Below are 13,327 nucleotides of genomic sequence, written 5' to 3'. Positions count from 1 at the left end.
CCGGCACTACCCAAAGAGAAGGCCGGCTTTCGCCGGCCTCTTCGTTGATCAGGTCATGTCGACCAGGTTTTCGATCTTCACGTCCGGATTGACGTCGGCCTCGTAGTCGACACCCTCCACGCCAAAACCGAACAGGCGCAGGAAATCGGCCTTGTAGCCGGCCAGATCGCTGATCTCGTACAGGTTCTCGTTGGTCACCTGCGGCCACAGCGCGACCACCTTGCCCTGCACGTCCGCGGCCATTTCCTTGTAATCGGCACGCAGGCGGCCGTCGTCATCGACCAGCGCGACGGTGTGGCCATCGCCATCGACCAGGTCGTGGCGCAGACGATCGACCGCCACGCCATCGGCCTTGCCGCCGTAGAGGATGTCGTACAGCACGTCGAGCTGTTCGATGCAGCCTTCGTGCGTGCCCTTTTCCTTCATCACCTTGAACAGCAGCGACAGGTACAGCGGCATGGTCGGAATGGCCGAGCTGGCCTGGGTGACCACGGCCTTCAGTACCGACACGCGTGCATCACCACCGATCTTGGCCAGCTTCTCGCGCAGGCCCAGCACCTTGTTGTCCAGGTCCTTCTTGGCCGCACCGATCGAGCCATTCCAGTAGATCGCCTGGGTGATCTCTTCGCCCACGTAGGTGAAGGCGGTGGTGGTGCAGCCATTGGCCAGCACGCCAGCGTCGGCCAGCGCATCGATCCACATCTGCCAGTCCTCGCCACCCATCACCGCGACAGTGCCAGCGATTTCTTCCGGGGTGGCCGGCTGCAGATGGGTCTCGGTCAGCACTTCCTTGTCGGTATCCAGGCCACGCAGGGTGATCGGCTCGCCGATCGGCTTCAGCGTGGAGCTGATTATCTCTCCGGTTTTCGGGTGCTTGCGGCGCGGCGCGGCAAGGCTGTAGACGACCTGGTCGACCTGGCCGAGATCGGCCTTGATCATCTCGATGGTCCTGGCCTTCACTTCATCGGAGAAGGCATCGCCGTTGATGCTCTTCGCGTACAGGCCGGCTTCGTCGGCGTACTTGTGGAACGCGGCCGAGTTGTACCAGCCCGCGGTGCCCGGCTTGGTTTCACTACCCGGGCGTTCGAAGAAGATGCCCAGGGTGGCGGCGCCACTGCCGAAGGCGGCAGTGATGCGCGCAGCCAGGCCGTAGCCGGTGGAGGCGCCGATCACCAGCACGCGCTTGGGACCATTCTGGATCGGCGGACGTGCGCGGATGTAGTCGATCTGCTGCTTGACCGCGGCTTCGCAGCCGGTCGGGTGGGTGGTGACGCAGATGAAGCCGCGGACGCGCGGTTTGATGACCATGGATACCTCGGGTTGGCAGATGCGGCGCGCGGGGCGCTCAGCAGGAATACGGGCGCGCGCCTGCGCGCGCGAACCGCAGGATCGTAGTGCGCGGGGGAAGATTGCACAACCGACGGCGGCGTAGGGTGGGGTTTGTTCTGCAGGGTTGCACCCTGCACCCGCAGAGGCCGGAGCAACGGCCGGAGCCGGAGCAACTTCAAAAGCTGGGTTCCTGTGGGTTGGCGGGGTGGGTCCGGTTGCGGGGGACGCCGTAAATCCGTCCATGGAGGCTTGGCCGCGGCATCCATGCCGCGGACACCCCCGCAACCGGACCCACCCCGCCTTCGACAGATTTCCGCGATCTGTCGGAGCGGCATTCTGCTCTGGTAGGTGTCGACCTTGGTCGACATGGATGAACTCATTCAATATCTGACAGATGTGTCGACCAAGGTCGACACCTACCAACAGCCGCGCGATCCAACAGCCGCAGGAATCTGTCAGAGGTGGGGCCATGTGGGTTGGCAGGACCGTTGGCGCCATGGATGGCGCCATCGAGCCCCCAAGGACGGGTTTACGGCGTGTCCTGCCAACCCACATGGCCCCACCATTCCACGGAATGCCCGCTGTTGCTATTGCTGTTGCCGACCAGCGGCCGGCACTACCGCGGGTGCAGGGCTGCAAGCCCTGCACACAAAAACCCCGCTTGCGCGGGGTTCTCTGTGTGTTGCCTGCAGCGGGTGCTTACGGGCGACGGGCCAGGGCCTCGATGTCCTTCGCCTTCGGCAGCAGGTCCTGCTTGCTGACGCGCAGGAAACCGATCGTCAGCATCGGCACCGCCACCAGGATCGAGGACAACACCACGATCACCGCACCGATCATGTGCGTCTCGGCCAGGCCTTCCATCGAGCTGCCGCCGTACATGTACAGCGCCAGCGCCGACAGGAAGAACATCACCGCGGTGATCACCGTACGCGACAGCGTCTGGTTGATCGAACGGTTCAGCACTTCCATCGAGTCCACGCGCAGGCTGCGGAAGTTCTCGCGGACGCGGTCGAAGACCACGATCAGATCGTTGATCGCAAAGCCCATCACCGACAGCAGGCCGGCCAGCACGGTCAGGTCGAACTCACGGCCCAGCAGGGACACGTAAGCGACCGTCACGATCAGGTCGAACATCGCCACGATGCTGGCGGTGACCGCGAACTTCCATTCGAAGCGCACCGCGATGTAGATCAGGAAGCCGGCCAGCATGAAGATGGTGGCGTACAGGCCATTCATCGCCAGGTCCTTGCCGATCTGCGGGCCCACGAACTCGTTGCGGAGCACGGTGGCCTGGTTGTCGGCGGTGGACAGTGCCTTCACCACGGCGGCGGCGGTGGCCTTGTCCTCGTGCGCGGCGTCGCCGGTACCGGCAGCGTGCTCACCGTGCGGGGCCAGGCGGATCAGCAGATCGGTGTTGCCACCGACGCTCTGCACCTGGGCACCGTCGAAGCCACTTTCCTCGAGCCTGGTACGGACCTGCTCGACGTCCACCGCCTTGTCGAAGCGGGCTTCGATCAGGGTGCCGCCGGTGAAGTCCAGAGCGTAGTTGAAGCCCTTGAAGCCGATGATGGCAACCGAGGCCAGGAACACGATGACCGTGACAACCATCGCGACATGGCGCCAGCGCATGAAGTCGATCTTGGTGTCGTTCGGGAGGATGTGCAGCGGAAACAGTTTCATGTGCGTGTCGTCCCGTCAGATGGCCACGTTCTGGAGCTTCTTGCGGCGGCCGTAGATCAGCGTCGCCAGCGCACGCGACACGGTGATCGCGGTGAACATGGAGGCGAAAATACCGATGATCATGGTCAGCGCGAAGCCCTTCAGCGGACCGGTACCGAATGCGAACAGCGCCACACCGACGATCAGGCCGGTCAGGTTGGCGTCGAGGATGGTGCCGGAAGCACGCTCGTAACCGGTCACGATCGCGGTCTTGCCCGGCACGCCGGCACGCAGCTCTTCACGGATACGCTCGTTGATCAGCACGTTGGCGTCCACCGACAGGCCGACCGACAACGCCAGACCGGCGAAGCCCGGCAGGGTCATGGTCGCGCCGAACAGCGACATCACCGCCACCACGATCAGCAGGTTGAACAGCATCGCGATCGAGGTGATCACGCCGAACATGCGGTAGTAGACGCTGAAGAACACCAGGGTGAACAGGAATGCGAACACCACCGCGCGCATACCGTTCTTGACGTTCTCGGCACCCAGGCTCGGGCCCACCACGCGCTCTTCGACGAAGTCCATCGGCGCGGCCAGCGAGCCGGACTTCAGCAGCTTGGCCAGGTCCTCGGCTTCCTTCTTCTGCAGGCCGGTGGTCTGGAAGTTCTTGCCGAACACGCCGTTGATGTTGGCCACCGAGATCACTTCCTCGTTGACCTTGAAGCCACGCACTTCCTGGCCGTCGACGACGGTCACGGTCGGCACGCGCTCGGTGTAGACCACCGCCATCGGCTTGTTCACGTTGGCGCTGGTGAAGTCGAACATGCGCTGGCCGCCGACATTGTTCAGCGTCACGCTGACCGCCGGAGAGCCGCTGTTCGAATCGGTCACCGCCTGCGCGCCGACCATCTGGTCACCGGTGACGATCACGCGCTTGTTCAGCAGGACCGGACCACCGCCATCACGACGCTGGTAGACCTTCGCTTCCGGCGGAATGCGCCCGGAGTTGATGGCGTCCTGTGCATTGCCGTCAACCACCGCGCGGTACTCGAGGGTAGCGGTGGCGCCGATCATGCGCTTTGCTTCGGCGGTGTCCTGCACGCCCGGCAGCTGCACCACCACGCGGTCGGCACCCTGGCGCTGGATGATCGGCTCGGCCACACCGAGCTGGTTCACGCGGTTGCGCAGGGTGTTGATGTTCTGCTCGATGGCGCCGTTGGCAATCTGGGTGATTTCGGTTTCCGGCACGGTCACCGTGATGCGATTGCCGCTGACGTCGTAGCCGAGGGTCGGCTGCGCCTTCACCAGGGCGGTGCGGGCACGCTGCGCGGCGTCGTCACCGGCGGACGGGCTCAGGTTCGCCACGATGCTGTTGTCAGCGCGGCGTTCCACCGACTGGTACGGGATGCGGGCGTCGCGCAGGGTGCTGCGCACGTCTTCGGTGTAGGCGTCCAGGCGCTTGTCGAGGGCGGCCTTCTGGTCGACCTGAAGCACGAAGTGCACGCCACCCTGAAGGTCCAGGCCCAGCACCATCGGACGACCGCCGAGGTTGGCCAGCCAGTCCGGCACGGTCGAGGCCAGGTTCAGGGCCACGGTGTACTTTTCGCCGACCGTGTCACGCAGGGCGTCGCTGGCAGCGGACTGCGCCTTCAGGTCCGACAGGCGGACGATCAGGCTTTCCCCTTCCTTCTCGACACCGATGGTGGTGACACCGGCCGTCTTCAGGTCGGCCAGCACACGGTCACGCAGCGCATCGTCGATCTGGCCGCCACGGTTGGCGGTGATCTGGAGGGCCGGGTCCTTCTGGTAGATGTTGGGCAGCGCGTACAGCGCGCTGAGCGCCAGTACGATCAGGATGACGACGTACTTCCAGCGTGGAAATTCGAGCATTGCTTGGGTCCCGCGCGGCGCCATCCCCGGCGCCGCGGTTGTGCATCGGAAAGGGAGTGGCTTACTTGGCCGAATCCAGGGTGCCGGTCGGCAGCACGCTGCCAACAGCGCCCTTCTGCACGCGGATGCGCACGTTCTCGGCCACTTCGATGGTGATGAAGTTGTCGCCGATGTCGGTGACCTTGCCGGCGATGCCGCCATTGGTCAGCACTTCGTCACCACGCTTGATCTTCTCCAGCATGGACTTGTGTTCCTTCTGCCGCTTCATCTGCGGGCGGATCATCAGGAAGTACATGATGGCGATCAGGATGACCGGGAACAGCAGCGTGGTCAGGCCCATGCCCTGCGGTTGGCCGCCGGCGGCCTGGGCGTGGGCGGCGGGAATCAGGAAGGCAAGCAGGTTCATCGTTGGTCCTTTGGTTGGGCGGCGCTTCGGCCCTTTCACGGGCACGAGGTGTCGACCGCGGATCTGGGTCAGCCTTGAAGTATGCCACGGCCCCGGGCATTCGTCCTTGGGCCGTTTGGCAGGGGGTGTTCGGGTTACAGGGGCGGCGCGACCGCCCCGCGTGCCGCGTAGAAAGACTCACGGAAGGCCAGGAAGGTTCCCGCCTCGATCGCCGCGCGGATGTCGGCCATGAGCTTTTCGTAATAGAACAGGTTGTGCAGGGTGCCCAGCATCGGCGCCAGCATCTCGTTGCAGCGGTCCAGGTGGCGCAGGTAGGACCGGGTGTAGCCGCCGGTGCAGGCCACGCAGCCGCAGCCCGGCTCGATCGGGTCCATGTCGCGCGCGTACTGGGAATTACGGATGCGAACGGTGCCGAACGAGGTGAAATAGTGGCCGTTGCGCGCGTTGCGGGTGGGCATCACGCAGTCGAACATGTCCACGCCACGTGCGACACCCTCGACCAGGTCCTCCGGCCGGCCCACGCCCATCAGGTAGCGCGGGCGGTCGGCGGGCAGTTCCGGGTCCAGGTGGTCGAGCATGGCGTTGCGCTCGTCTTCGGGCTCGCCCACGGCCAGGCCGCCGATGGCATAGCCGTCGAAACCGATCGCCTGCAGGGCATCGGCCGAGCGGCTGCGCAGGTCGGTGTGCACGCCGCCCTGGACGATGCCGAACAGGGCCGCGTCGTTGCCCAGCTCGTCATGCGCGTTGCGGCTGCGCTGGGCCCAGCGCAGGCTCAGCTCCATCGAACGGCGGGCGACATCCTCGGTGGCCGGGTACGGGGTGCACTCGTCGAAGATCATCACCACGTCCGAATCGAGCACCTTCTGGATCTTCATGCTCTCTTCCGGGCCCAGGAACACGCGGGCACCGTCGGTTGGCGAAGCGAAGGTCACGCCCTGTTCGGTGATCTTGCGGCGATGGGCCAGCGAGAACACCTGGAAGCCGCCGGAGTCGGTCAGGATCGGGCCATCCCAGCGGCAGAAGCCGTGCAGGCCGCCGTGGTCGGCGATGATGTCCAGGCCCGGCCGCAGGTACAGGTGGAAGGTATTGCCGAGGATGATCTCGGCGCCCAGCGCACGCACCTGGTCCGGCAGGATGCCCTTGACCGAGCCATAGGTCCCCACCGGCATGAAGGCCGGCGTTTCCACCGTGCCACGCGGGAAGGTCAGGCGGCCACGGCGGGCACGGCCGTCGCGGGTCTTGAGCTGAAACTGCAATCGGGACATGGAGCGGTCATTCGGGCAAATAGTCGCCCATTGTCTCCCAAAACCGGGTCGACCGCCCATTCAGGCCTGAACGGCACGGCAGTAGAGCCACGCCATGCGTGGCTTTCCTGGCCTCCAGGCACCGGCAAGTGCGCACCAACGGTGCGCACCCACCACAAGCAGGCAGAGGTCAGCGCCCTACCCCGCCTGCGGGAACAACAGCATCGCGTCGCCGTAACTGAAGAAACGGTAGCGCTGCGCGATCGCGTGCTGGTAGGCCTCGAACACGCGCGCCTTGCCGGCGAACGCGGAAATCATCATCAGCAGCGTGCTTTCCGGCAGGTGGAAGTTGGTCACCATCGCGTCGACGCTGCGGATGCGGTAGCCGGGGGTGATGAAGATCTGCGTTTCACCCGCGAACGGCAGCAGTTCGCCATCGCGCATCGCGCTTTCCAGGGCGCGCACCACGGTGGTACCGACGCCGATCACCCGACCGCCGGCGGCGCGCGTGCGCCGTACCTGCTGCACCAGCTCGGCACCCACGTTCAGCCACTCGCGGTGCATTACGTGGTCCTTCAGATCATCGGCACGCACCGGCTGGAAGGTGCCCGCACCCACGTGCAGGGTGACGTGGCCAAAGTCCACACCCTTGTCCTTCAGCGCGGCCAGCAGCGGTTCGTCGAAATGCAGGCCGGCGGTCGGCGCGGCCACCGCGCCCACTTCGCGCGCGAATACGGTCTGGTAGCGCTCGCGGTCGTCCATGCCCGGCTCGCGCTGGATGTAGGGCGGCAGCGGCAGGCGGCCGGCATGCAGCAGCCACTGTTCCAGCGATTCCGGCACATGGAATTGCAGCACATAGAACTCGCCGTCGCGGCCCAGCACCTCGGCTTCGCCACCGGCATCCAGCGCGATGCGGCTGCCGGCCTTGGGCGACTTGCTGGCGCCCACCTGGGCACGTGCCTGCTGGCCGCCGAGCAGGCGCTCGATCAGGATCTCGACGCGGCCGCCACTGGCCTTCTGCCCGAACAGGCGCGCCGGGATCACCCGGGTGTCGTTGAACACCAGCAGATCGCCCGGCTGCAGCAGCGACGGCAGGTCACGCACCTGCAGGTCGGTGAAGGCATCGGGCGCCGGAGGCACCAGCAGCAGGCGGCTGGCGGAACGCTCGGCCAGGGGCGCCTGCGCAATCAGTTCAGCCGGCAGGTCGTAGTTGAAATCGGACTTCTTCAAGGCAGTGGGCGGCAACAGGTCGACAATGGCGCGCATTGTACGTCCAGCGTCTGCGAGCCAGCGCGCTCCGCGGCGAACGTCGCGCAAAATGCTGCTATGCAGCAGGTTTCCGCGGGGTTATCGCGCAAAAAAACAAGTGCTAGCATCGAGTCGGAAGTCCGCTGCACGAGCCTGCCCCAAGCGCGCGTGATGACGCGCGTTTTGCTTTTGAAGACCCGTGCGACCCATTGTTTCAGGAGATCTGCAATGAGCTTCATCGAACGCCTCGCCCCCCTGCGCAACCAGCCCGGCACCCGCCTCACCTCCGGCCTGGACGACGCCACCCTGACCGCCCTGTCCGCCAACCACCCGCAGCTGATCGCCGCGGTGGACGCCGCCGCCGAGGAATTCGCGCGCGTGCAGGCCGACCTGGGGCCGCTGCTGGCGCAGGACGAACAGGCGCAGATCGACGCGATGCAGGACGGTTTCGTCAATTTCTATGCCGATGACGCGGTGACCCCGTATGTGGCACTGGCTGCGCGCGGCCCGTGGGTGGTCACCCTGAAAGGCGCCGTGCTGTACGACGCCGGCGGCTACGGCATGCTCGGCTTCGGGCACACCCCGGACGCCGTGCTGGAGGCGATGGCCCGCCCGCAGGTTATGGCCAACATCATGACCCCCAGCCTGTCGCAGCAGCGCTTCATCACCGCCCTGCGCGCCGAGATCGGCCACCGCCGTGGCGGCTGCCCGTTCGCCCGTTTCATGTGCCTGAATTCCGGTTCCGAGGCGGTCGGCCTGGCCGCGCGCATCGCCGACGTCAACGCCAAGCTGCAGACCGACCCGGGCGCACGCCACGCCGGTGCTGCGATCAAGCGCGTGGTGGTCAAGGGCAGCTTCCACGGCCGTACCGACCGCCCTGCCCTCTATTCGGACTCCAGCCGCAAGAGCTACATGCAGCACCTGGCCAGCTACCGTGGCGAGGATTCGGTGATCACAGTGGCGCCGTACGACGAAGCCGGCCTGCGCAAGGTGTTCGAGGATGCCACGCGCAACCAGTGGTTCATCGAGGCGGTGTTCCTGGAACCGGTGATGGGCGAAGGCGACCCGGGCCGCTCGGTGCCGCCGTCGTTCTATACCGTCGCCCGCGAACTGACCCGTGCCCATGGCAGCCTGCTGCTGCTCGACTCGATCCAGGCCGGCCTGCGTGCGCATGGCGTGCTCTCGGTGGTCGATTACCCGGGCTTCGAAGGCCTGGACCCGCCGGACATGGAGACCTACTCCAAGGCACTCAACGCCGCGCAGTACCCGCTGTCGGTGCTGGCGGTGACCGAGCATGCCGCGCAGCTGTACCGCAAGGGCATCTATGGCAACACGATGACCAGCAACCCGCGTGCACTGGACGTGGCCTGCGCCACCCTGGCCCAGCTGACCCCGCAGGTGCGCGCCAACATCGCCGAGCGTGGTGCCGAGGCCGTGCGCAAGCTTGAACAGCTGAAGAACGAGCTGGGCGGACTGATCACCAAGGTGCAGGGCACCGGCCTGCTGTTCTCCTGCGAACTGGCGCCGCAATTCAAGTGCTACGGCGCCAACTCCACCGAGGAATGGCTGCGCCAGCACGGCATCAACGTGATTCACGGTGGCGAGAACTCGCTGCGCTTCACTCCGCACTTCGGCATGGACAGCGAAGAGCTGGACCTGCTGGTGGGGATGGTCGGCCGCGCGCTGCGTGAAGGCCCGCGCCGCGAGCAGGCAGCGGCGGCGTAAGTCTCGTTCTTTGTAGAGTCGAGCTTGCTCGACTCAGCCGTAGCCGCGATCTGAACGAAGAGCAGCCGAGCATGGCTCGGCTCTACAGGGGCCCACCGCGGTCTGAACGAAGAGCAGCCGAGCGCGGCGCGGCTCTACAGAAGGCCCCTGAAGGCCTCATAATCCTTGGGCACCCCGTCCCTGACCGCCCTGCGGTCGGCGACGGGGCGTTTTCGTTTCCGGCCAAGAGACAGGAAGATCCATGAAATCGATCTGTGTGTACTGTGGTTCCAACGCTGGCAGCAAGCCGGCCTACACCGAACGCGCCCTTGCCCTGGGCGACCGCATCGCCCGCGACGGGATGCGCCTGGTGTACGGCGGCGGCAATGTCGGCCTGATGGGAACCGTGGCCAATGCCGTGCTCGCCGCCGGCGGCGAAGTGACCGGCGTGATCCCGCGCCAGCTGGCCGACTGGGAAGTGGCCCACCGCGGCCTGACCGAACTGGAAATTGTCGGTTCGATGCATGAGCGCAAGTCGCGCATGTTCGACCTCGCCGATGGCTTCGTCACGCTGCCCGGCGGCTTCGGCACCATGGAAGAGATCTTCGAGATGCTGACCTGGCGCCAGCTTGGCATCGGCAACAAGCCGTGCGCCTTCCTCGACGTGGAAGGTTTCTACGCCCCGCTGATCGGCATGATCGACCGCATGGTGGAAGAGCGCTTCCTGCACCCGGACCAGCGCCAGGACCTGTGGTACGGCTCGGATATCGAAGCGATGCTGGAGTGGATGAAGAACTACAAGCCAGCGCAGGCCTCGAAGTGGATCGACGAAAAGCGTCGCGCCGCCCTGCGCTGATGCTTTCCTGCGCGGCGGCTCAGACCGCCGCGCAGCTCCACGGTGCGGGCCGCCCCAGCAGATAGCCCTGGCCGTAGTCGCAACCCAGTTCGCGCAGGGTCTGCCGCTGCGCCTCGGTTTCGATGCCCTCACCGATGGTCTCGATGCCCAGCGTACGCGCCAACGACAGCACGCCCTCGACCAGTGCCCGCGTGCTCTGCACTTCCGGCCCATGCAGGCCGGCGATGAAGCTCTGGTCGATCTTCAGCGTACTGATCGGGAAACGGTGCAGGTAGGACAGCGCCGAGAAGCCGGTACCGAAATCGTCCAGCTGCACCTGGATGCCGCGCTCGCGCAGGCCCTGCAGGATGCGCAGCGTGTGCGGGCCATCGTCCAGCAGCGCCACCTCGGTGATCTCCAGGCGCAGCCGGCGCGGATCGGCACCACATGCATCCAGCAGGCCGAACAGGCGGCCGCTGAACCCGGCGGAGCGGAAATGGCGCGGTGATACGTTCACCGAGACGTAACTCTGCCCGCCCTCGGCCAGGCCGGCAATCACCTGTTCGTAGATCAGCCAGTCGACCTGCTCGATCAGGCCGCTTTCCTCGCCCAGCTCCAGGAACGCCCCCGGCAGCAGCAGGCCGCGGCGCTCATGCTGCCAGCGCAGCAGCGCTTCGTGGCCCACCACCTCGCCATCGGACAGGCGCACGATCGGCTGGTAGAACGGCACGAAATCGCGGTTGTTGATCGCACGACGCAGGTCGGCTTCCAGATCGAGGCTGCGCATGGCCTGCTCGCGCATGTCTTCGTCGAAGATCGCACAGCGGTCATGGCCCTGCGCCTTGGCCCGGTACATTGCCGCGTCGGCATCACGCAGCAGCTCTTCGCCGGTGCGGTAGCGGGGGTTCCACAGCGCGATGCCCAGACTGCCGGACGGGAACAGTTCGCGCCCGGCGATCCACATCGATTCCTGCAGCGCCAGCAGGAGGCGCTGGCCAAAGTCCAAGGCCTGGGCCAGGCCCTGCGGGCATTGCAGCAGCACCGCGAATTCGTCACCGCCCAGCCTGGCCACCACGTCCTCGGTGCCGGCCATCGATACGATGCGCTTGGCCACTTCCACCAGCATGCGATCGCCAGCAGCATGCCCGATGCTGTCGTTGACCAGCTTGAAGCGGTCCAAATCGAGGAACAGCACGGCGAACACCGGGCCGCCCTCACGCTTGGCCAGGGCCAGCGCATCCTGCAGGCGGTCCAGCAGATGCAGGCGGTTGGGCAGCCCGGTCAGCGCATCGTGCATGGCCTGGTGGGTCAGGCGCTGTTCGGCACGCAGGCGCTCGCCGATCTGGCCGAGCAGCTTTTCGTTGACCTCGGCCAGTTCGCGCGTGCGTTCCTCCACGCGCTTCTCCAGCTCGGCATGCGCCGAGCGCAGCCGTTGCTGGTCGCGCTGACGGGCCAGGCCGGTACCGATGTTCTGCGCGACGAAGGTCAGCAGGCGCTGGTCATGCACGCTGAAAATGCTGTTCTCGCTGTAGCTCTGCACCACGATCGCGCCGACCACTTCGTCGTCGCGCAGCAGCGGTACGCCCAGCCAGCAGTGCGAACGCGCACCGGATTCACGCACTTCGCCACTGGCCAGCAGCGCGTCGATCTGCGCACGTGATGCCAACAGTGGCCGCCGGTTGCGCACGACGTACTCGGTCAGGCCCCGGCTGAACGGTCGCGGCGCGCGGCTGGCGTTGTGCTCGTCCACCGAATAGACGAAGTCCAGGCCGTTGCCGGCCGGGTTGACCAGGGCGATGTAGAAATTGCGAGCGTCGAGCAGGCGCCCGACCACCCCATGCACCTGTCCGTAGAACTGCGCCAGGCTGTCGGCCGACATCGCCATCTCGGCGATGTTGTACAGGGCGGTCTGCAGCTGTTCGGCGCGTCGACGCTCGGCCACCTCGTCCTGCAGGCTGTGATTGGCGCGCTGCAGTTCCTGGGTGCGCCGCGCCACCTGCTGCTCCAGCCGCACCTGCGCCTGGCGCCGGTCCATCGCGGTCTGCACGTGCTGCGCAACGAAGCCCAGCAATGCGCGCTCGGCCTCGCCATAGCGGGCCGCCTGCTCATAGCTCTGGACCACGATGGCACCGCATACGCGGCCATCGCGCAGCATCGGCACGCCCAGCCAATCCAGACTTTCGGGCCCGCGTTGCGGGTCGTGCTCCTGCTCCATCACCTGCGCCAGCAGTTCGCGCGAGGGACCACTGAGCGGCTTGCCATGACGCAGCAACGCCACGGTCAGGCTGCGCGGCATCTCGCTGGCGTCATGGCTCTGCGTGGGATCGGCGACGAAATCATCGACCTGATCGGCGAAGTACAGGAAACGGATCTGGTCGCGCACATCGTCGTATTCCACGATGTAGCAGTTCTCGGCATACATCAGCGTGCCCAGCACACCATGCACGTGGCGCAGCATCTCGGGCATTTCCAGGTCGGCACCGGCCAGATCTGCAATCTGGAACAAGGCCTGCTGCAACCGCTCGGCCTCTTCCAGCGCCTTGATCTGGCCGGCCTGGCGGCCGCGCTGCAGCGCCAGCTCCATCGCCTGCCGGGCAACCCCCCACCATGCCGGCGAAGGCACCGCGCCTTCCACCGACAACAGCAGGCGCGCCCCATCATGTTCCCAGCCGTGCTGGCCGTCGCCCACGCCTGGCGCCGCCGCATCACCTCCGGCAGCCGCCCTCGGCCAGGCCCCCTGGCCACGGCCAAGCTGCGGGTCATCCCAGCCGACGCGGACCACGGCCGCTTCCGGCAGAAGCGCATGCAACGCGCGCACCAGCGCCGCGCTCAGCACGGCCTCGTGTGGTGGCTCTTCCGCCGGTTCAGCATGCGTGGACAAATGACAATCTCTTGGCGCCGTCAGTGCGTCGCCTCCCCTGAGCCGCCGAGCATAGCGCGCCACCCGGGGGGCAATGGAAGCCCGTGAACCCCGAATCGTGCGCCCGTACGTTTTTCCTGCTGACCGTA

General features: G+C 66.2%; 9 protein-coding genes. 2 read left to right on the top strand and 7 right to left on the bottom strand.

Annotation, left to right across the window (positions count from 1 at the left end; translation table 11 throughout):
• Positions 1-48 precede the first annotated feature (48 nt).
• From fabV to queA, 6 genes are all read right to left on the bottom strand, one after another.
• Entirely contained in the window at positions 49-1,308 is a 1,260-nt protein-coding gene (gene fabV / locus ACZK4Z_RS08760) for an enoyl-ACP reductase FabV (protein ID WP_293796529.1), read from the bottom strand.
• A 720-nt stretch (positions 1,309-2,028) separates the two neighbouring features.
• Positions 2,029-3,009, bottom strand: coding sequence for a protein translocase subunit SecF (secF, locus tag ACZK4Z_RS08755; protein WP_125895587.1), 981 nt, complete (start codon positions 3,007-3,009; stop codon positions 2,029-2,031).
• A gap of 15 nt (positions 3,010-3,024) precedes the next feature.
• A complete protein-coding gene (secD, locus tag ACZK4Z_RS08750) occupies positions 3,025-4,881 on the bottom strand; it encodes a protein translocase subunit SecD (RefSeq protein ID WP_125895586.1) in 1,857 nt (618 codons plus the stop codon).
• A 61-nt stretch (positions 4,882-4,942) separates the two neighbouring features.
• Entirely contained in the window at positions 4,943-5,287 is a 345-nt protein-coding gene (gene yajC / locus ACZK4Z_RS08745) for a preprotein translocase subunit YajC (RefSeq protein ID WP_046430173.1), read from the bottom strand.
• Between the two features lie 134 nt (positions 5,288-5,421).
• The gene (gene tgt / locus ACZK4Z_RS08740; protein WP_125895585.1) at positions 5,422-6,552 is read right to left on the bottom strand and encodes a tRNA guanosine(34) transglycosylase Tgt; all 1,131 of its coding nucleotides are present in this window, start codon (positions 6,550-6,552) and stop codon (positions 5,422-5,424) included.
• 177 nt (positions 6,553-6,729) lie between these two features.
• Positions 6,730-7,797, bottom strand: a complete 1,068-nt coding sequence (queA, locus tag ACZK4Z_RS08735; RefSeq protein ID WP_125895584.1) for a tRNA preQ1(34) S-adenosylmethionine ribosyltransferase-isomerase QueA — start codon at positions 7,795-7,797, stop codon at positions 6,730-6,732.
• 210 nt (positions 7,798-8,007) lie between these two features.
• On the opposite strand from queA, the gene ACZK4Z_RS08730 reads away from it, so the two are divergent.
• Positions 8,008-9,504 (top strand): aminotransferase class III-fold pyridoxal phosphate-dependent enzyme, encoded by a 1,497-nt coding sequence (locus tag ACZK4Z_RS08730; RefSeq protein WP_125895583.1) that lies wholly within the window; start codon positions 8,008-8,010, stop codon positions 9,502-9,504.
• A 241-nt stretch (positions 9,505-9,745) separates the two neighbouring features.
• Positions 9,746-10,339, top strand: coding sequence for an LOG family protein (locus ACZK4Z_RS08725; protein WP_125895582.1), 594 nt, complete (start codon positions 9,746-9,748; stop codon positions 10,337-10,339).
• A 19-nt stretch (positions 10,340-10,358) separates the two neighbouring features.
• On the opposite strand, the gene ACZK4Z_RS08720 is transcribed toward ACZK4Z_RS08725, so the two are convergent.
• Entirely contained in the window at positions 10,359-13,199 is a 2,841-nt protein-coding gene (locus ACZK4Z_RS08720) for a bifunctional diguanylate cyclase/phosphodiesterase (protein WP_125895581.1), read from the bottom strand.
• Positions 13,200-13,327: the final 128 nt, after the last annotated feature.

Source organism: Stenotrophomonas sp. 71799_Sma (assembly GCF_056482505.1).
Note: the sequence above shows the minus strand (reverse complement) of the source record. Positions and strands in the feature narration are given on the sequence as shown.